Source organism: Phyllobacterium sp. 22229 (assembly GCF_052056495.1).
In the GTDB taxonomy this organism is placed as follows: domain Bacteria; phylum Pseudomonadota; class Alphaproteobacteria; order Rhizobiales; family Rhizobiaceae; genus Phyllobacterium; species Phyllobacterium myrsinacearum.
Genome location: NZ_JBQEPA010000010.1, coordinates 52,181 through 71,672, shown reverse-complemented (window position 1 = coordinate 71,672; position 19,492 = coordinate 52,181). Strand labels below are relative to the sequence as shown.

The following is a 19,492-nucleotide window of genomic DNA, read 5'->3' as shown; positions in this document are numbered from 1 at the left end:
GCAAAAATGAGGCGGTGCTATCCGTAACAATCTCCCAGGAATCGCGGATTGCACCCCGCATCGCCAGGCCACCGGCGGCGACCCGGCGGCACAGGCTCATAGCTTGGCGAATACAACTCAACTGACCATTGACAGGAAAAACCATGTTCAACCACTTCACGAAATTATGTGTCCGCACCAGCCTGATCGTGGCCATGATGGCAACAGCCGCATGGGCTGAGGAAACGGCGCTGCCCAAAAAGGATATTGCGGGCGCATCGGACAGCCCGGCGCTCAAGCGCTATGAAGGCTCGCTCATTTTGAGCCATCTTCACCAGAAATTCACCGACTTCACCTTTCCACTGTCTCCGCTTGTCGACACGGGCGAAAAGATCGAGCGGACCTATATGGAAGTATTCAAGCCCAAGCAGAAACAGACGGTCGAAGGCGAACTGACCCGGCTCATTTATCTCACCCCTGAAGGGCGCTCCACCCTTGAAGTCACACGGAACTATCAGGATGAAATCGCCGCGAAGGGCGGCAAGATCCTCTATTCCTGCAAGGGCGAAGAATGCGGCGGCAGCGCCGATCTTTCGGCCCGCGTCCCAACGGGCGGCAATGAGGACACCAGCCTGATGATGTACTTCATCGATGAGAGCAAGCTGCAGGCGAAATTTGATGATGCTTTGGGCTGCTCGGCCCTGCCGTACAAGATCGATGACCAGCGCTTTTTTGCGGCGAGCTTTCCGCAGGGCGGCGCGGACGCCTATGCGACGGTCCACACCTATCGCATTGCCAAGAGCTTCACCGACGGTTGCGCCCGTTATACTGACAGGACGATCGCCCTCGTCAACGTGGTGGAGCCGGAAAAGCGCGAACAGAAAATGATCACCGTCAATGCTCGCGAAATGGCAACGGCCCTTGATACCAGCGGCCGCGTTGCCCTCTATGGCATTTTCTTCGACACGGACCGGACCGACATCAAGCCGGAATCCGACGCTGCATTGTCCGAGATCGCCAACATGATGAAATCGAACCAGGACCTCAACGTTCTGGTTGTCGGCCACACCGATGACGTCGGAAATTTCGACTACAATGTCGACCTGTCCAAGCGCCGGGCGGCTTCGGTGACCAGAGTGCTGGCAGATCGTTACGGCATCGCAATCGGGCGGCTGCGCTCCTTTGGTGCAGGCATGTCTGCCCCCGCGGCAAGCAATGCAACCGAGGAAAACCGTTCGAAGAACCGGCGTGTTGAACTCGTCAAAATGCGCTAATGCGCGCAATCCGCTGGCGGCGCAAATGCCGCCAGCGGATTGCGTTTCAGAGTTTCAAATCTCCACTGGCAGATGAATGGCCGACATGGCAATCATCGCACGCCGGCAGTTGCACATTCTCAAAGATCAAGCAGGACACTCATGTGGAACTTCAGCATCACGCGTTCACTCGGCCTCATGGCACGCACGGCCCCGTTCATCGCGCTTAGAATTGCCATCTACTTCGGCATGGTCATCGCCTATGTGCTCGTCACATCAACCGGCGCCGGTATCGGCTGGGGTATTGGCGGCCTTGGCGATGAAGGGTTCCGGGCCAATTCCATCTTCATCGGCGGGCTTGTCGGCTTCTGCATGACCGCCGGGGCCCTCTATCTCATGCGGGAATACATCCTCTATGTCGTCAAGGCAGGGCACATTGCCGTGCTGGTGGAGCTGCTCGACGGCAGGCCATTGCCGGACAATCAGGGACAGATCCGGTACGCCAGAGGCATCGTTGCAAACCGGTTCGCCGAGGCAAGCGTCCTTTTTGCCGTCGACCAGCTGATAAAGGGCGTGCTGGCGGCCATCACCGGACTGGTGCAGGGTATCACCGCCTTTTTGCCCCTTCCCGGCCTGGACCAGCTCATGTCGCTGATCCGGGCATTTCTGCGCATTGCCGTCGGCTTCATCGATGAGGTCATGCTTGCCTACATCATCCGGACCCGCAGCCCCAATCCCTGGCAATCGGCACAGTCGGCACTGGTGCTCTACGGCCAGAATGCGGGAACGATGCTGCGCAATGCCGCGTTTCTGACCGTCATCGTCTACGGCCTGTCGATCGCCGTATTCCTGGTGATGCTGGCACCGGCGGCAGCCCTGGTCTACTGGATTCCGGGCGGCTGGACATCCGGCGGCTTCCTTCTCGCCCTCATCTTTGCCTGGGCCGTCAAGGCCGCCCTCATCGAACCGTTTGCCATCACATGCATGATGCAGGTGTTTTTCCGGACGATTGAAGGCCAGTCGCCCAATCCCGAATGGGAAGCCAAGCTGTCGCAAATGTCCGGAAAATTCAGGAAACTCAAGGAAAATGCCGGTCTGGCGGCAACCGCATAACCCGCCGGCATACAAGACGGCCTGCCCCCGGACGGAAATGCCGGGAGCAGGCCGCATATCTCAGGCGCAACGCCTGTTCACATCCGCATGAACATCGTCCAGAATCCGCTTCAGGACATCCAGCAGCTGCCCGATCTGGTCAAGCGTGGCAATGAATGGCGGCGCCAGAACCACCGAGGCACCGAGCGGACGAATGATGAAGCCGAGATCCCGTGCCGCCTTGGCGATCCTGTCCCCAACGCGATACTCTCCCGCATAGGCGGTCTTGGTTTTCTTGTCCGCCACCATCTCCAGCGCGCCCATCAGGCCAAGGCCGCGCGCCTCGCCAACCATGGGGTGTTCGGCCAGCGTGCGCAACCCGGCCTGAAAAACCGGCCCGACCTTGCGAATATTGTCGAGAATGCCCTCTTCCGTGATGATGCGGATCGCTTCCAGCGAAATGGCACATCCGACGGGATGGCCGCCAGTGGTATAACCATGCGGAAACTCTTCCCAAAGTTCGCAGGCCGCGGTCGCCCGCTTGTCCATGTCGGCGGACAGCATCACGGCGCCCATCGGGAAATAGCCCGCCGACATGCTCTTTGATGCCACGATGATATCCGGCTGCAGACCGACTGCCTGCGCACCCCACAGATGCCCTGTCCGGCCAAAGCCGCAGATCACCTCATCGGCGACGAGCGGGATGCCATAACGCTGCAGAACCGGCTGGATCATGCGGAAATACCCGTCCGGCGGCACGATGACACCGCCCGCCCCCATCACGGGCTCGGCGAACATGCCGGCAATGGTCTCCGGGCCTTCCGCCACAATCTGCTGTTCGAGCCGGACGGCAAGCCGCGCGCAATAGTCCTCGTCGCTTTCACCCGGCAGCGCAAAGCGCCAGCTATGCGGACAGTCAAGGGTAACGATCTCGGCATTGGGCAGACCGAAGGCCCGCACGTAATCCTTGCCCGTCAACGCCGAAGCCATGACGGTGGCGCCATGATAGGCGTTCTTGCGTGTCAGAAGCTTGCGCCGCCTGGGCTGGCCCTCTGCCGCCCACATCATCCACAGGAGCTTGATGACGGATTCATTGGCATCCGAGCCCGAATTTGTAAAAAAGACGCGGCTCATCGGCACGGGCGCCAGTTCAAGCATGCGCTCGGCCAGGGCAATGGTCGGCTTTGAGTTGCGGCCAAAGAAGGTGTGATAACCGGGAAACTGCGCATATTGCCGGGCGGCAACCTCGGCCAGGCGCGTTTCGGAAAATCCCAGCGTCATGTTCCAAAGACCGGAATTGCCCTCGAAATAGCGCTTGCCGGCGGTATCGAAGATATAGGCGCCATCGCCTTTCTCGACGATGGCAGGCCCGTCCTCCCGCAGCGATGCCAAATCCGAGAATGTGTGAAAGAAGCTGCCGAGTTCGCGCCGCTCCCAAGACTGTACTGTTGTATCCATGAATCCCTCCAGAAGTAACGATGCGTTGATCGCATCTGCACTTCATGAGAAGTCACATATTGCATTTTGTCAATATAAAATGCTTTTCGATATCACAGGTTGAACCGCTCTACCCGATTGCATCGCACAATATATTTTTACAGATTGGCGAAAACATGCCTGTCTATTGGTATATTCACCGCGATGTTTCTTGAAATAGGGATTTATCCCGGCATCCGGCAATTCCGGCGGGAAAATTCTTTATTGCACTATATCCATGTTAAAAACGGAAAACATCCACATGGGACATCCGTATCCCATCCGCAGATCAGCAGTTGCCGCAACCGGCGGGTGCCGTATCAGTCCTGCTCCAGGGAAAGATGCAAATCCCCCGCCCGGACCCGCTCCAGATCGTCATCGATGTATTTGAATGTTTCATCCCTGGAGATTTGCAGATGCAGCCGCATCAGGGCCGCAGCCACCTGCCTCTCACCGCGCAGCAGGGCCGCGATGATGTTGCGGTGCTCACCAAGGGATTCGCGGATGCGCTCGAGCCGGACAAACCCGATATATTCGTTGACCCGCCGGATATTGTTCTGCCGCTCGATGGCATCAACCAGATGCGCAGACCGGGCGCCGAGCGCAACCAACCGGTGAAATTTGGCATCCAGATCGAAAAGCCGCCGCTGATCAACTTTTTCGATATTGGCGATTGTATTGGCATGGTCGCGGTCAATCGCCTGAAAGGCCTCGACATCGACGAAGTAGGGATCGGCCAGAATGGTGGCCGGCTCGAGAATCTGACGGAACTTGTATCCGCTTTCCAGGGCAGTCGCACTGACGTCGGCAAAAATCCATCCGTGACCGACGGAAGGCTCCACCAGCTGATCGCGCATCAGGCGGCGCAGGGTTGACATGAGAATGCCGTGCGGAACCGCATATTTCTGCATCAGCGCCCGCTCGCTGATCACGCTGCCGAGCTGACCGAGCGCCATGTCGCGCATCACCCGTTCATCCAGCAGCTCATTCTTCTCGGCATCCGTATCAAACACGTCGGCGCTTGCATCCGCGAGGCGAAACCCGCGATGCTGCTCGTAGCTGACGACACCTTCATTCTGCAACTGCCACAGCACCTTGCGCACGGGCGTGCGCGAAATCCCCAGGGCATCGGCAATTTCCGCCTCATTCACCCGGTCGCCGACATGCAGGTCCTCACCGAACCGTCGTTGCAATTGATCGCGAATCCGTGTCTGAAGTGGCGTGTGCTTGGTCAAGTTCCGATACCCCTTGTAATAATAATTGTACTTTTTCCCAACAAAGAACTTTTATCAATCCTTATAAGGCCATTTCCAACATAAATGCGCACTTTTCTGCGTCAAACCATCACATTTGTTCAATGGCGAACGGCCATGGGGACATGCCGGGGCTGGTGATACGGCATTCATCCGTCCAGATCATGGCATTGGCGGATGTCCTTGCGGGCTGTCCTGACGGGCTGGCGCTCGAAGAATCCTGTAGCGCTTCCATGTTAGCCGGAATAGGAATTGGCAAAGGGAAGGAATCACCATGGCTTTACGATCATTCGGACCACTCACCGCAATTGCCATGCTGGCTTTGACAGCCGGCGCCGCGCCCGCCTGGAGCAGCGACAGCGTCCAGACAATTGCCTTTATCAGGCATGGTGAAAAGCCGGAAAAGGGCCTGGGCCAGCTCAATTGCCAGGGGCTGAATCGCGCCCTTGCTCTTCCCCCCGTGATTGCCAAAACACTGGGCAAGCCCGATTATATTTTCGCGCCGAACCCTTCCGATCAGAAGGAAGACGGCGGCGAGAACTATGACTATATTCGCCCGCTGGCCACGATCGAGCCGACGGCCATTTCGTTCGGCCTGCCGGTCAACGCAAGCATCGGCGTTTCCGAGCGCAAGGACCTCGCCAAGGCTCTCAGCAAGCCAAAACTGCGCAATGCCCGCATCCTCGTCGCCTGGGAACACAAGAAAATCGATAACATTGTCACTGACCTGCTCGAGGCCAACAATGGCGATGCCGGCGCCGTGCCGAAATGGCCGAAAGACGATTTCGACAGCATCTATGTCGTCACGATCACCCGAAACGGCGAAACGTCAAAATCGACATTCGAGATAAAGCATCAGGGCTTGAACGGACAGCCGCAGACCTGCCCGCACTGACCTTGCATGCGCCGGAATCTGACCGTCAGGCCGGGCCTGCCAGCCACCGTTGCCGCCGCCTGTACGCCGCAGCACGATTTCCAGTTGTTCTCCACACCTATTGCCAATAGTTTGGTTGTGGGCTGATTGGGTTGTAACAGCATGCGCCGCGTGCCGTTTCGGGGGTAACGATGATTTTTTGCGATTCGGCGGGACCGGTCTACTCGCCGCAGGACCTGGCAATCATGCGAAAGGCTTACGCTGAAGCTTTCCGCATGCTGGATCTCGGCCCGCGCTCAAAGGTCTATGCGCAGGAAATATCCCTGATCATCCTGCAGATTTATACCTCGGGTGTATCGGACGTGAAGCGGCTTGCCGAGCTTTCGCTTGACCGCGCCGTCCGCAAGAATTTCGAATTGCGCCTGACGCTCGACGCGGCAAGAGCCCATCAGCTGCGCCGTGAACAGGCCGAGGCAGCGGCGCGCAAGGCCGCCTTGATCAAGCCCGGCTCTCCCGCTCCGCACCGGCCCCGATATACACGCGGCTAAAGCCAAATCGCGCCATTTTACGTGCCTCTTGTTTTGACGCGGCTGCGCCTTGGGTATAAACCTGCACGGGCAACTTTCCTCGTCCCTGCAGTCCAAAATGCTCCGCAAATTCAACATTCGCCGCCTTGGTGTCCTCTCCATTCTCCTGGCACCCAGCCGGCTCCGGGCCTTCGCGCGCGGCAGCGAGCTTGGGCTTGTGCTTGCCGCCGCACTGATCGGCCTGGTTGCCGGTGTCGTGGTCACGGGCATGAGCCTTGTTACCCAGCAAATGCACCAGCTCATCTTCAAGATCGAAGAGGGCGAACGCTTAAGCTCCATGAGTGCGCTGGATCAGGTGATTGTTTTTTCGGCTCCGCTTGCCGGTGGAATTCTGCTCGGTGTTCTGGTGCTGATACTGGCACGCTGGCGCAAACGCCCCATGGTCGATCCGATTGAGGCCAATGCCCTGCATGGCGGCCGGCTTTCCCTCAACGACAGCATCATCGTCGCCGTACAGAATGTCATCTCCAACGGTTTCGGCGCATCCGTAGGATTGGAAGCCGGCTATACCCAGCTGGCATCGGGCCTGGCATCCAAGCTCGGCCTGTCCCTGCAGTTGCGCCGGGCCGAACTGCGCATTCTCGTTGGATGCGGCGCGGCGGGCGCCATTTCGGCGGCCTTCAACGCGCCGCTTACCGGATCGTTCTACGCCTTCGAGCTGATCATCGGCTCCTACACCATCACCAGCCTCGCGCCCGTCGTTGTATCGGCCCTTATCTCCACCATGGTCGCCCGCGCCCTCGTCGGCAGTGATTTCATGATCGACGTCGGCAGTTTCGGCACCGTCGTCACCGCCGACTACGTACCGGCGCTGCTCCTCGGCATCCTGTGCGCCGGTGCCGGCATCCTGCTGATGAAGGGCGTCTCCTTTGTCGAGGAACTCGCCCGCAAGAGCTCGGTTCCGTCATCGATCCGTCCGGCGATTGGCGGCGCTGTCGTGGGTGCGCTTGCATTGGTTTCGCCGCAGGTGCTGTCCGGCGGCCATGGCGCCCTCCACCTCAATCTCGATCATACCGCAACCATTGCCTCGCTGCTCGGCATCCTCCTGCTCAAATCAATCGCATCCGCCGTGTCCATTGGTTCCGGCTTCAGGGGCGGTCTCTTCTTCGCCTCCCTGTTCATGGGCGCCCTCCTCGGCAAGATATTCGCCTACTCCGCTCCCTTCATCTTTGCCCATGCCACACTGACACCCGTCATCTATGCGGTAGTCGGCATGAGTTCCCTTGCGGTCGCCGTTATCGGCGGACCGCTGACCATGACCTTCCTGGCTCTGGAAATCACCGGGGATTTTCCGATCACCGCGCTGGTTCTGGCCGCTGTCATCACCGCATCGCTGACCGTGCGCAACACCTTTGGCTATTCCTTCGCCACGTGGCGCTTTCATCTGCGCGGGGAAAGCATCCGCAGCGCGCACGATGTCGGCTGGATCCGCAATCTCACCGTCGACCGCCTGATGCGCCGGGATGTGCGCACCGCATCGACCCATATGACCATCGCCGACTTCCGCCACGATTTTCCCCTCGGCTCCACCCAGCGCGTCGTGGTCCTCGACGATGCGGGCAAATATGCCGGTATCGTTCTCGTACCGGAAGCCCATTCGGAAATCGTTGACGAATCGGCGCGCACCCAGGAAATCGGCAGCCTGATGAAGTATCAGGGCGATTTCCTGCATCCGCAGATGAATGCCAAGCAGGCGGTCGGCATTTTCGACAAGACGGAAAGCGAAGCGCTTGCTGTCGTTGACAACCTGATCGAACGCAACGTCGTCGGGCTTCTCACGGAAAGCCATACGCTGCGCCGTTACAGTGAAGAACTCGACCAGCGGCGGCGGGAGATTTCCGGCGAACTGTAAGGCCGGAAACGCGCTGAAACCACCACCGGCATGCCGCTGCTCCATTACCTGCTGCAAACTTCATAAAACTGTCATCTGGCAGAAACGGAATATTCAAGGATGAGCGGAAATTATCCGGCGGCAATTTGCATCCATGCCGGAGTACCCCATGTCCTTCCAACCCGCTGAAATGCTGGTCCTGCGCCGTTTTGGTGACGATCAGCTCGTGACCCTCGCAAAGCTGGCCATAGAAACCGCATTCCAGCCGATCGTCGAGGCGGCAACCGGGGCGACTTTCGGTTATGAATCGCTCATGCGCGGGTTTGACCGGCTGGGTTTTGGTTCGCCGCCCGAACTGCTCGACAAGGCGCATGATGTCGGCCAACTGGCCGAGCTGGAACAAATGATCAACGGCCGGGCCTTTGCCGGGTTTTCCGGCCTGCCCGGCTTCACCCACCGCATGCTGTTCATCAATATCGACGCGCGGCTGATCAGCCTGGGCACCAATTTCATCGAGCGCCTTGCCCAGCAGCTGATCAAAGCCAGCATCCGCCCCTCCTCCATCTGCTTCGAACTGTCCGAGCGCTTCGACAACACCAAGGACGCGGCGTTCACCGCACTGATCAACAAGCTGCGCCATGGCGGCTTCAAGCTTGCCATCGATGATTTCGGCGTCGGTTTCAACGGGTTGAAACTGCTGTGCGACTATCCGACCGACTATGTGAAGATCGACCGCCACTTCATCTCGGGTCTCGACGCCAGCCCGCGCAAACGCCACATCGTCAAGCAGATTGTCCAGATGGGTCATATGCTGGGTGCACGCGTCATTGCCGAAGGCGTGGAAACGGAAGCGGAATATATCGTCTGCCGCGATCTCGGCTGCGATCTCGTCCAGGGATATTACATCGCGCGCCCCACCACCCATGTCGGGGAGCTGCAGGATACCTATCCCCATCTGGAACAGGCCGGCAGCGGGCGCCGCCAGACCACGACACTCGACAGCATTCTCATCCGGGCGCAGGTGCAGCGCCTTCCCGCCGTGCGTGAGAACGACGATCTCGACAATGTCTTTGAACTCTTTCGCAAAAACCCGCAGCAGAGCTTTTTTCCGGTGCTCAGCGCCAATGACGAGCCACGCGGCGTTTTGCACGAATATCACGTCAAGGCGATGATCTATCATCCCTTCGGCCGCGATCTGCTGAAAAACCGCATTTATCAGCGCGGCATCTCGCACTTCGTGACCGGAACCCCGATCGCCGATCTCGATACGCCCGCCGAGCAGATGCTCAAGATTTTCGCCGGAATCGACGGCAGCGACTGCGTGATCCTGACCGAGAACCTGCGCTATGCCGGTGTCCTCTCCGCCTCGTCCCTGTTGAAAATCATCAATGAGAAGCAGCTGAAGACCGCACAGGACCAGAATCCGCTGACCGGCCTGCCGGGCAATCGCTCCATCCGCGACTATGTGCAGGACATCATGCGGGACGGTTCATCGACCCGCTTCTTCTGCTATTGCGACTTCGACAATTTCAAGCCGTTCAACGATCATTACGGCTTCCAGAAGGGCGATCTGGCCATCGGCCTGTTTGCCTCGCTGCTCCGGCATCATTTTGTCGGGGAAGACAAGTTCCTCGGCCATGTCGGCGGCGACGACTTCTTCATCGGGATGAGCGGAGGCAGCCGGGCGGAAATCGAGGAACGGCTGACCGGTCTGTTGAGCGATTTCCGGACCAATGTGCTTGATCTCTATACGCCGGAAGACCGCGCTGCCGGCGCCATCCGCGCCCATGACCGGTCCGGCGGCGAGCGCCATTTTCCGCTCATGCGCTGCAGCATTGCCGTGCTGGAGATTGGCGAAGGTCTCATGCATGCGGATGTCAACCGGGTCAGCGCATCCATCGCGGCGATCAAGGCATCGGCCAAAGCCAATCCGTCCGGACTGGTGTTCAGCAATCTGACAGAGGTTTAACTGGCATTCTGGAAATTGCGGACATTCGACAGGATTTCCTTCGACAGCGCCGCGATCAGTTCGCCGTCGGCGCCCTTGCGCGGAACCAGCACGAATTCCACATCCTCAAGCGCCGGCAGCCGGCCCGCGGGAAGCTCCTGCAAGCCGGCCGGAACCATGCTGCGCGGCTGCACCAGAACGCCCATGCCGGCTCTCGCTGCCGCAATCAGGCCGCTGAGACTGCCGCAGGTGCAGACGATACGCCAGGGAATCTGATGCTTTTCCAGTGTCTCCAGCGCGACGCGGCGGGTGATGCTCGGCGGTGGAAAGGCGATCAGCGGCAATGCCTTCTGCTTTCCAACGAGACGCGCCGGATCACGCGCCAGCCAGACCAGCGGCTCGCGATAGACCAGCTCGCCGCGCGGGTCGCCAAGACGGCGCTTGGCCAGGACCAGATCGATCTCACCCCGGTCCAGCATTTCATAGAGGACACCGCTCAAGGAAACCGTGAGTTCCAGGTCGACGGACGGGTGCGCCCGGCCGAAATCCTCCAGCACGTCAGGAAGACGGCTGGTGACAAAATCTTCGGAAACACCCAGGCGCAGATGACCGCGCAAGCTGTTTTCAGCGAAAAGCGCCTGCACTTCGCCATTGATCGTCAGCATGGTCCGCGCATGGGCAAGCAGCGCCTCGCCATCCGGCGTCAGGGCAAGACGATGCGTATCGCGCTGCACCAGACTGCGGCCGAGCTGCGTCTCCAGCCTCTGGATATGCTGGCTGACGGTTGACTGGCCCAGCCCCAGCTTTTTCGCCGCCAGGGAAAAACTGCCCATCTGCTCCAGCGCGACGAAACTGCGCAATTGCATGAGATCAAGCATATGAAATCCTGAATCATGATAAGTGTTATTCCTTGCATCCTATATCATGATAGTGGATGCTACCGCAAATCTATCGTACCGGAATAACAGCCATGTCCCGTTTCCTGCCTGACAATTTCACCCTGATGCTGGTTGCAACCGTTGTGCTTGCATCGTTTTTCCCCGTCAGCGGCGTGGCCGCCGGTTATTTCGGTCTGGCGACGAAAGTGGCCATCGGGCTTCTGTTTTTCCTGCACGGCGCGCGCCTGTCGCGGGATGTGGTCATTGCCGGGTTTCTGCACTGGAAACTGCATCTGACGATTCTCGCTGCCACCTTCGTGCTGTTCCCGATCTTCGGTCTGGCGGCCGGTGTGCTTGTTCCTACCATCCTGCCGCCGGCTTTTTACACCGGCATTCTGTTTCTGTGCGTTCTGCCGTCAACGGTGCAGTCGTCCATCGCCTTTACATCGATAGCCGGCGGCAATGTTCCCGCCGCCATCTGTTCGGCATCCGCCTCGAATATTTTCGGCATGTTCCTGACCCCGCTTCTGGCTGGCGTGCTGTTTTCCGCCAGCGGCCACGCCGGGTTCTCGCTGGATGCGCTGCAATCCATTCTGCTGCAATTGCTGGCCCCCTTCGTTCTCGGACAGGTGCTGCAGCCATGGATCGGCGATTTCATCCGCAGCAAGAAGAAAATCCTGATGCCGGTGGATCGCGGCTCCATTCTGATGGTTGTTTATCTCGCCTTCAGCGAGTCGGTGAATGAAGGCCTGTGGAAGACCATGTCGCTGCGCGATCTCGGCGTGGTCATTGCCGTCAACATCGTGCTTCTTGCACTGGTCCTGCTCACGACCATGTATGGCAGCCGCTGGCTGGGTTTCTCCAAGGAGGACGAGATCGCCATCACCTTCTGCGGCTCGAAGAAGAGTCTGGCCAGCGGCGTGCCCATTGCCACGGTGATTTTCGCCGGTCAGAACATTGGCAGCATCGTGCTGCCGCTGATGCTGTTCCACCAGATCCAGTTGATGGCCTGTGCGGTCATTGCCCAGCGCTACGCGGATGCGCACAAGAAGCAGGCATCCGAGGCCCCAGTCCAATCCTCCGGGGATAAAAAGGCTGCAACCAGCGCCGCCGGCTAGGCGGCGCGGGTCTCCAGATTCGAACTGGCAACATTACTGCGCGGATGGCTGCGCCGGCACGCGGGATGCGATGGCTTCCATCAGCTTGGCGGCCAGCGTGTCATATTTTTCATCGTAGTGGTGATCGCCCTTCAACTGGATTTTCTGCACCGTGCTGAGCGAGGGGTCATTGCAGGCCGTATCGTCCTCCTGCGTGCCATAGACGCACAGAACCTTTGCCGGCGGCAGTTTGGCAACGGCGGGCGCCACCTCGTTGTCGCCGCCCAGACCCAGCCACGCACCGACCGAGACCTGGAACGGCGTGGTCTCCTCCGTGCCGATCAGCCCGACCATGGCGATACGCTGTTGCAGATGCTCGGGAATGAAGGGCCAGGCGAAGGGCACCGTGTTCGCCCCGAAGGAATAGCCGAGAAGAACCACGGGCAGCTTGCTTGTCGGATCGGCTTTCTTGATGATGCGGCCGATATCCTTGGCGATGTCCTCCGGTTTGCGCACCGACCAGAAGTACCGCAGGGAATCGACACCGACGACGTGCACCCCTTCCTTGGCGATGATGTCGCCGACGGATTTGTCGATATCGCGCCAGCCGCCATCGCCGGAGAAGAAGACAGCGAGATATTTCGCCGGGCCGCTGCTGCTTGGAATATCAACGATCGGCAGGGTATCGGCGGAGGCATCTTCCTTGGCAATTTCCACTGCCGCATCCGCCGCCATCTGCATGCGCTCGGGCTTGCCTGCGGCCAGCTTCTCCTGCGCCTTGAAATAACCGGGGGTCGGCGGACCGGATGGTGCCGGATCGGCCTTTTCCCGCACGATCACCGCCGGATTGGGCAGGTCGGCATCATAGGAATAGCTGTAGCCCTGTCCGGCCACGGGCTCGAAATCCGCCCCCTCGCAGGAGGGCAGCTTGGTGTTGAGCGCAACGGTCGGGTCGAGTGCCACCGCACCCGCAAGGGTTGCCGCCGGTGAATTGGCGACCGAGGCATAGGACATCACGCCGCCTTCGCCAATGCCGATCATCACCGGATGCATATAGGTATCGAGAGAAATCATGCGCTGAGCTTCCTTCGCAATGCCCTCAAGATCGGAGACGAAATAGGTGCATTCGCCCGTATCCTGGTTGAGTTGCTGACGCCACCTTTCCAGATCGACCATCAGGACGAGGAACCCGCGATCGAGCAGCAGCTTGGACAGCGCCTCGTCATCAGCACCGATACCGCCGGTCTGCGACACGAGAATGGCAATACCGGTTGGCTTCATGCGCGGCTGCAGCAGCGGCACCTCGCTCAAGCGTTCGGATGTGACCAGAATGCGTCCGGAGGTCCCGAAACCAAGCCAGGGCATGGTGCGATAGGTGACGGAGAGAATGATGCTGATAATCACAAGCGCAGCAACGAGATACAGATAGGGCCTGCGTAGAAATTTCATCGTTTAAACACCTCGAAGGGGCTGCCGCTTACCAAATTCGTTGCATCGATCAGCGAACGCGGCGTGGCAAGGCCTGGGGGGCAAATCAGATAATAGGGCGTCCATTTCGGCCCGAACTTATCCTTGAACGCGCGCAATCCGTCAAATCGATAAAATTCGGCACCGCGCCGGTAGATGAACGACCCGATGCGGTTCCAGCGGGACGCAAGGTGGCTGTCGGAAAGACCGGACAAGGGTGCAGCACCGAGATTGAACCATTCATAGCCCTCTGCCTTCGCCGCCATCAGCAGATTGGCAAACAGGCCATCCATGATAACGCTTGATGCATCGGGCCGGTGCCGCATCAGATCAACAGCAATTTCCTTCTGCCCCGCGCCGCGCCAGACATTGGCAAAAGCCACGATAGCACCATCCTTGCGCAGGACCGCAATGTCGAAATGCGAGAGATACGCCACTTCGAACGAGCCGAGCGAGAAACGCTTTTCGGAACCTGATTTCATTTCGAGCCAGGCATCCGACACCTCGCGCAGTTCATCCATGACGGCCGGTGTCTGCTCCTTGGGCAGGATTTCAAAGGAGATGCCTTCTTTTTCCAGCCGCCTTGCCGCATAGCGCAGCGGCTGGCGTTTTGAACCCTCCAGCGAAAAATCACGCAGTTCCACGCGCGCCACTTCGCCGAGCTTGAGCGCTGTCAGGCCCATGTCGAGGAACAGCGGCAGGCGTTCCGGTCCGACGCCGTAGAAAACGGTCCGGGCGCCGGTGCGATCCGCCATGTCGCGAAACGCCCACGCAAGCCCCGCAATGACACCGTCATCCCCGCCGACCGGCTCGCCCATCGACACCAGACTGCCGCCGGAGCGGGCAAACATGACAAAGCCGCGCCCCTTGCCATCCATCAAGAACCGTTTGTCGCCCAAGAGTGCCAGCGCATCGGAGGCCCGCGGCGATTGCGCCACCAGATCCGGCACCTCTTCCGGGATGGGTTGCGCCCGCAATTTGCCGCGCCCGACACCGTTGATCACCGTGTTGATGGTGATCGCCGCCAGCAGGGTCAGCAGCAGCACGCTGCCGCGCAGGAAGCGGGATGCCTGCGCATCCCAGGCAAATTCCCACCAGAGCTGGTTGGCATATTCCACATGGCGATAGGCGAAGAAACCGAGCCACAGCACGGCAAAGGCGGTGGTGCCGATACTGGCAAGCCAGCCCCAGGTCAGCTTGAAACTTTCCCCCATCGGCTTGCGGTAAAAGGAATCGCCGAACAGCAGCAGCACGCCCGCCATCAGGGTCAGGGCCAGTGCTTCTTCCCAGTCCAGTCCCTTTGCCAGGGAAAAGACCGCCCCCAGGCTGAAGAGGACAACAGCCATCACCCAGGCGCGCCAGAGCCGCCGCGCCAGTCCCCGCGCCACGATGAGCAGGGCCAGACCGACAAAACTCGCGCCGAGATGCGACATTTCCAAAAACGGCATCGGCACGAAATCCGAGAGCACCTCGAGGCGGCGCGTGAAGTCTGGCGTGACCGAGGAAATCAGCAGGACAATGCCGCCGAGAAAGGCGATACCGGCGGAAAGCGGCGGTATCAGCGTTTCGAACACCCGCACGGCCAGCATGGTCGGCCCGGCAATGAGGTGCCGGCGCCGCAGTATTTCCGAGATGACAAAGCCGATGATGGCGACAAGGAACGGAATGAGCGTGTAGATCGCCCGGTACGCCAGCAAGGCAGCAATCGCGTCGGGATTGGTGCCAATCCCCAGACCGGCAATCATCGTGGCCTCGAACGCGCCGATGCCACCCGGCGCATGACTGATGATGCCAAGGGCCACGGCGACCACATAGATCAGCGCAAAGGCGGCGATGCTCGGCACCGCTCCGTGTGGCATCAGGACATAAAGGGTCGCCGCAGCGGCGGCAACATCGACCAATCCCGCAATGATCTGCAGCATGGCGCCTTGCGACGACGGCAGGCGCACCGACATACGGCCGATGCGCAACGTGCGCTCGCGGCGCGACAGCCAGTAGAGCAGGACCGCCACCGCAAGCAGAATGGACGCACCGATCATCTGGTCAATCACCGGACCGAACGACACGATCCAGGGAATACGCGTGGGATCGATCACCAGCGCAACGGCAATCATGATGGTGAAGGCAAACCAGATGGCCAGCCACGACGTGCCGATGATCCGGCCGATGTCGGCCACATTGATGCCTTCAGCGGCATAGACCCGATAACGCAGCGCCCCGCCGGTCAGCAGCGAGAATCCGAGCGCGTTGGAGATGGCATATCCGGCACCGCCTGCCATGGCGGAGATATAATAGGGCACCCGCTTGGGTGCGATGGTTTCCACCGCCACCACGTCATAGAGCGCAACGGCGGCAAAGCTGACGAAGGTAAAGAACAGCGCCAGCAGCAATGTGCTGTTCGGTATCGCGTGGATGGAATGTTTGACGGCCTTGAACGAAATCTCGCTCGACAAATGCGTCAGCACCAGCAGGCTGAGAACAGCCACGCCAACGCCGAAGAAGGCGAACATCGCCGATTTCGTCCGCTTTCCCCACGGCAGTTTAAGCTGCGAGCGCGCGTTAATTCTCTGCAGCGCTTTCTCGTTGCTATGAACCGGAGACGTGGCAGGGTCCGAAATCAATGCGTCGTCTTTCCAATAGTGCCAAAATCCCCATGACTTTGGCCAGGCGTGATAAGCTATGTAATAATGGCGGCAGTATGCCACAACACGAACGCTCGATTTTGGCCGAGCCAAAATCGAGTGCACTATTGTGTGCTTGTTATTGCATTCTGATGAATTGCGCTACTAGGCCGCTTGATCCAGCGCAAGGTGACGATACGATCCCGGTGCCCTTACTCTTCCGACAGCTGCGGATGGCGGCGTCAGCCCCATCCCTTCGGCAATGGCCGTTGCCACGGAGTTGCTGTTCTGGATCAGGAACGAATAGATGAGGCCGGATGCACGGATGCGCGACGCGACATCCACCGCCGCACGCCATTTTGTGGCGATGGACGTATAATTTCCTTCAAGCAGCAGTGTGGTGCGCGATGTCGGGCGCACATAGAACTCGGGGCAATAGATCAGGTCGCGCTTGGAATAGTCGGTTACCACAGCTGTCAGCCGGCCGCGAATGGCGCAGTAGTTGAAACTGCCGTCCGCATTGGCTGCACCGCCATTGATCTCATAGAGCGGCCTGCCCGTCTCATCGGTCCAAACCACAAAATTATGGCTGGCAATCCCGGCAAAGCGCGGGATCGGATAGGAGCCAAAGAGAATGCGGTGGTTCATAAACGGGTGCTCTGGAGTTCTGGTGAGAGAAAAACAGATTCTTCAATAGACCATTTGATTTCAAAGACAACAGGGACGTTTCTAACAAAAATGTCATGCGGATTTGTTTAGCCGGAACACCATCAATGCACAGACACAAAACTGTCAAACTTGAGCGCCCGCCGGCCCATTTTGGACCGGTTTGACGCTGACCTGCGTGAAACGGATCGAGATATCCCCGCAGATCGGCGTCAAAATTTATTTTTCACTTTTTTGCTGATGCCAACGCGAAAACACTTCCCTTCGCTGGCAAAATTCAGCGGCATGGCGCTTGAGACTAGGGTCAGGACCTAGACGACCCGCGCCCGAATCTCGCCGATACCGTCGACGCCGCCATGCATTTCATCGCCGCGCACGATGGCGCCCACACCGGCAGGCGTTCCGGAAAAGATCAGGTCGCCCGCCTGAAGCGTGAACAGTGTCGAGAGATAGGCGATGGTTTCAGGGACATTCCAGATCAGTTGCCTGAGATCGCCGCGCTGGCGCTCCTGACCGTTCACCGTGAGCCAGATGGCGCCGGAGGACGGATGGCCGATTTTTGCTGCCGGAACGATGTCGGAACAGGGTGCGGACGCTTCGAATGCCTTGGCCACGTCCCACGGGCGTCCCAGCTTCTTGGCTTCCCCCTGCAAGTCGCGCCGCGTCATATCGAGGCCGACCGCATAGCCGAAGACGTGATCAAGCGCATCCCCCACGGCGATATCGGTTCCGCCTTTGCCCAGAGCTACGACCATTTCCATCTCGTAATGGACGTCGCTGGAGCCGCTGGGATAGGGAAAATCGCCATTGCCGGTGACCAGCGCATCCGGATTCTTCTGGAAGAAGAACGGCGGTTCGCGGTTCGGATCATGCCCCATTTCGATGGCGTGATCGGCGTAATTTCGCCCGACGCAATAAATCCGGTGCACGGGAAACAGCTTTTCCGAGCCGGTCACACGCAGAACCGGCTGGGAAACGGGCTGGAAAACAAATTGATCGTTCGGCATTATGGGCCCTTCACATGAGATTGATGACCGGGATCGGATTCGATCTTGGCAAGCTGTTTGGCACGCTACACATGGTGTAGAAGTCAGACAATCGTCCAATGCAATCCGGCATATGCAGCGTCATTGTGCCCTGTAGCAGGAATACCCGGCCATTATGGATCAAAGATTCGTGCGTGAAAAAACAGGCATGGCCCCGGATGACGCGGGGTTGCTGGACGCGGTCCAGCGCGCATGCTTCCAGTATTTCTGGGACGGCGCGCATCCCCATAGCGGGCTTGCCCGCGACCGCACCGGCAAAAATGCCGACCCCAAGAACGATCTTGTTGCCGCAGGGGCAAGCGGTTTTGGTTTCATGGCCATACTGGTGGCAATCGAGCGCGGCTGGATCGAACGGCAGGCGGCTCTCGGCCGTATCGCCACAATGCTGACAGCGCTCGAACAGACCAAGCGCTATCACGGCGTGTTTCCGCATTTCTTCCATGGCAGAGACGGGTCCACCATCCCCTTTTCCAGGCGCGATGACGGCGGTGACCTCGTCGAAACCGCATTCCTGCTGCAGGGTTTGATCTGCGTGCGGCAGTATTTTGCCGCACCGGTCCCGGAAGAAACTGCGCTGCGCGACCGTATCAACCATCTCTGGCACGCTGTCGAATGGACCGCGCACATCAAGCATGACGAAAAGGTCCTGTACTGGCACCACAGCCCCCGCTACCATTTTGCCCGCAATATACCGATCCGCGGCTGGAATGAAGCACTGATCGCCTATGTGCTGGCGGCGGGCGCGCCCAGGCACGGCATAGATGCCGACATCTACCACGAGGGTTTTGCCACCGGCAGCCAGTTCATCAACCGGCGGGATTATTACGGTATCAACCTGCCGCTCGGTCCCGACTATGGCGGGCCGCTGTTCTTCGCGCACTATTCGTTCTGCGGTCTCGATCCGCGCGGACTTTCCGACCGCTACGCCGATTACTGGCAGCAGAACTGCAACCACGCCCGCATCAATTACCAGCACTGCGTCGACAACCCGCACGGCTATCGCGGCTATGGTCCGCACAGTTGGGGGCTGACCTCGAGCCATGGCCCGGCCGGCTATGTCGTCAGCTCCCCTGCCTCGGATTTCGGCCTGATTGCACCCACGGCCGCCCTTTGCAGCCTGCCCTATCTACCCGAGGAGGCCATGCATGCCCTGCGGCATTTTTTCCAGCTTCCCCAAACGAAAATCTGGGGGCGCTTTGGCTTTGTCGATGCGTTCTCACAGACCAGCGGATGGTTTGCCCGCACCTATCTCGGCATCGATCAGGGACCCGTGGTCGCCATGATCGAGAACCATCGCACCGGCCTGTTGTGGAACCTGTTCATGGGTGCGCCCGAAGTTCGGGACGGCTTGCTCAAGCTCGGCTTCTCCAGCCCGCATCTTGCCGTTGCCACGCCGCCTGTTTTGGAACCATTGGGCTGATTGT

15 protein-coding genes are annotated in these 19,492 nt (G+C 59.3%); 8 read left to right on the top strand and 7 right to left on the bottom strand.

Annotation, left to right across the window (positions count from 1 at the left end):
* Positions 1-143 precede the first annotated feature (143 nt).
* Together ACTJJ7_RS13785 and ACTJJ7_RS13780 are read left to right on the top strand one after the other, a co-directional pair.
* The gene (locus ACTJJ7_RS13785; protein ID WP_440967509.1) at positions 144-1,253 is read left to right on the top strand and encodes an OmpA family protein; all 1,110 of its coding nucleotides are present in this window, start codon (positions 144-146) and stop codon (positions 1,251-1,253) included.
* Positions 1,254-1,394: 141 nt separating this feature from the next.
* The gene (locus tag ACTJJ7_RS13780; protein ID WP_440967507.1) at positions 1,395-2,345 is read left to right on the top strand and encodes a hypothetical protein; all 951 of its coding nucleotides are present in this window, start codon (positions 1,395-1,397) and stop codon (positions 2,343-2,345) included.
* 60 nt (positions 2,346-2,405) lie between these two features.
* Here the strand turns inward: ACTJJ7_RS13780 and ACTJJ7_RS13775 are convergent, their stop codons facing one another.
* Complete coding sequence (locus ACTJJ7_RS13775) at positions 2,406-3,782, bottom strand: aminotransferase (RefSeq protein WP_440967505.1); 1,377 nt, start codon at positions 3,780-3,782, stop codon at positions 2,406-2,408.
* A gap of 338 nt (positions 3,783-4,120) precedes the next feature.
* Positions 4,121-5,035 carry a GntR family transcriptional regulator gene (locus tag ACTJJ7_RS13770; protein ID WP_280952388.1) on the bottom strand — a complete coding sequence of 305 codons (915 nt, stop codon included), beginning with the start codon at positions 5,033-5,035 and terminating at the stop codon, positions 4,121-4,123.
* A gap of 292 nt (positions 5,036-5,327) precedes the next feature.
* Here ACTJJ7_RS13770 and ACTJJ7_RS13765 point away from each other — a divergent pair, with 292 nt between their 5' ends.
* From ACTJJ7_RS13765 to ACTJJ7_RS13750, 4 genes are all read left to right on the top strand, one after another.
* On the top strand, positions 5,328-5,948 hold the full coding sequence (locus ACTJJ7_RS13765) for a hypothetical protein (protein WP_440967503.1): 621 nt from the start codon (positions 5,328-5,330) through the stop codon (positions 5,946-5,948).
* 170 nt (positions 5,949-6,118) lie between these two features.
* A complete protein-coding gene (locus ACTJJ7_RS13760; RefSeq protein WP_105732476.1) occupies positions 6,119-6,475 on the top strand; it encodes a hypothetical protein in 357 nt (118 codons plus the stop codon).
* 97 nt (positions 6,476-6,572) lie between these two features.
* Complete coding sequence (locus ACTJJ7_RS13755) at positions 6,573-8,366, top strand: chloride channel protein (protein ID WP_130270369.1); 1,794 nt, start codon at positions 6,573-6,575, stop codon at positions 8,364-8,366.
* A 148-nt stretch (positions 8,367-8,514) separates the two neighbouring features.
* Entirely contained in the window at positions 8,515-10,314 is a 1,800-nt protein-coding gene (locus tag ACTJJ7_RS13750) for a GGDEF domain-containing protein (protein WP_440967501.1), read from the top strand.
* On the opposite strand, the gene ACTJJ7_RS13745 is transcribed toward ACTJJ7_RS13750, so the two are convergent.
* On the bottom strand, positions 10,311-11,171 hold the full coding sequence (locus ACTJJ7_RS13745; RefSeq protein WP_105732473.1) for a LysR family transcriptional regulator: 861 nt from the start codon (positions 11,169-11,171) through the stop codon (positions 10,311-10,313). The genes ACTJJ7_RS13750 and ACTJJ7_RS13745 overlap by 4 nt on opposite strands.
* 92 nt (positions 11,172-11,263) lie before the next feature.
* On the opposite strand from ACTJJ7_RS13745, the gene ACTJJ7_RS13740 reads away from it, so the two are divergent.
* Positions 11,264-12,289, top strand: coding sequence for a bile acid:sodium symporter family protein (locus ACTJJ7_RS13740; RefSeq protein ID WP_440967498.1), 1,026 nt, complete (start codon positions 11,264-11,266; stop codon positions 12,287-12,289).
* A gap of 33 nt (positions 12,290-12,322) precedes the next feature.
* Here the strand turns inward: ACTJJ7_RS13740 and ACTJJ7_RS13735 are convergent, their stop codons facing one another.
* From ACTJJ7_RS13735 to ACTJJ7_RS13720, 4 genes are all read right to left on the bottom strand, one after another.
* Entirely contained in the window at positions 12,323-13,717 is a 1,395-nt protein-coding gene (locus tag ACTJJ7_RS13735) for a virulence factor family protein (protein WP_130270363.1), read from the bottom strand.
* The gene (mprF, locus tag ACTJJ7_RS13730) at positions 13,714-16,245 is read right to left on the bottom strand and encodes a bifunctional lysylphosphatidylglycerol flippase/synthetase MprF (protein ID WP_245420965.1); all 2,532 of its coding nucleotides are present in this window, start codon (positions 16,243-16,245) and stop codon (positions 13,714-13,716) included. Before mprF ends, ACTJJ7_RS13735 begins: the two co-directional genes overlap by 4 nt.
* Before the next feature lie 276 nt (positions 16,246-16,521).
* Positions 16,522-17,004 carry a hypothetical protein gene (locus tag ACTJJ7_RS13725; RefSeq protein ID WP_105732470.1) on the bottom strand — a complete coding sequence of 161 codons (483 nt, stop codon included), beginning with the start codon at positions 17,002-17,004 and terminating at the stop codon, positions 16,522-16,524.
* A gap of 329 nt (positions 17,005-17,333) precedes the next feature.
* The gene (locus ACTJJ7_RS13720; RefSeq protein WP_440967497.1) at positions 17,334-18,029 is read right to left on the bottom strand and encodes a fumarylacetoacetate hydrolase family protein; all 696 of its coding nucleotides are present in this window, start codon (positions 18,027-18,029) and stop codon (positions 17,334-17,336) included.
* 169 nt (positions 18,030-18,198) lie between these two features.
* Between ACTJJ7_RS13720 and ACTJJ7_RS13715 the strand changes: the two genes are divergently transcribed.
* The gene (locus ACTJJ7_RS13715) at positions 18,199-19,488 is read left to right on the top strand and encodes a glucoamylase family protein (RefSeq protein ID WP_440967495.1); all 1,290 of its coding nucleotides are present in this window, start codon (positions 18,199-18,201) and stop codon (positions 19,486-19,488) included.
* The last annotated feature ends 4 nt before the right edge of the window (positions 19,489-19,492 follow it).

Coding starts and splice junctions, on each gene's coding strand:
- ACTJJ7_RS13785 (WP_440967509.1), top strand. CDS start 144: ATGTTCAACCACTTCACGAAATTATGTGTCCGCACCAGCCTGATCGTG.
- ACTJJ7_RS13780 (WP_440967507.1), top strand. CDS start 1,395: ATGTGGAACTTCAGCATCACGCGTTCACTCGGCCTCATGGCACGCACG.
- ACTJJ7_RS13775 (WP_440967505.1), bottom strand. CDS start 3,782: ATGGATACAACAGTACAGTCTTGGGAGCGGCGCGAACTCGGCAGCTTC.
- ACTJJ7_RS13765 (WP_440967503.1), top strand. CDS start 5,328: ATGGCTTTACGATCATTCGGACCACTCACCGCAATTGCCATGCTGGCT.
- ACTJJ7_RS13760 (WP_105732476.1), top strand. CDS start 6,119: ATGATTTTTTGCGATTCGGCGGGACCGGTCTACTCGCCGCAGGACCTG.
- ACTJJ7_RS13755 (WP_130270369.1), top strand. CDS start 6,573: ATGCTCCGCAAATTCAACATTCGCCGCCTTGGTGTCCTCTCCATTCTC.
- ACTJJ7_RS13750 (WP_440967501.1), top strand. CDS start 8,515: ATGTCCTTCCAACCCGCTGAAATGCTGGTCCTGCGCCGTTTTGGTGAC.
- ACTJJ7_RS13745 (WP_105732473.1), bottom strand. CDS start 11,171: ATGCTTGATCTCATGCAATTGCGCAGTTTCGTCGCGCTGGAGCAGATG.
- ACTJJ7_RS13740 (WP_440967498.1), top strand. CDS start 11,264: ATGTCCCGTTTCCTGCCTGACAATTTCACCCTGATGCTGGTTGCAACC.
- ACTJJ7_RS13735 (WP_130270363.1), bottom strand. CDS start 13,717: ATGAAATTTCTACGCAGGCCCTATCTGTATCTCGTTGCTGCGCTTGTG.
- mprF (WP_245420965.1), bottom strand. CDS start 16,245: ATGTTCGCCTTCTTCGGCGTTGGCGTGGCTGTTCTCAGCCTGCTGGTG.
- ACTJJ7_RS13725 (WP_105732470.1), bottom strand. CDS start 17,004: ATGAACCACCGCATTCTCTTTGGCTCCTATCCGATCCCGCGCTTTGCC.
- ACTJJ7_RS13720 (WP_440967497.1), bottom strand. CDS start 18,029: ATGCCGAACGATCAATTTGTTTTCCAGCCCGTTTCCCAGCCGGTTCTG.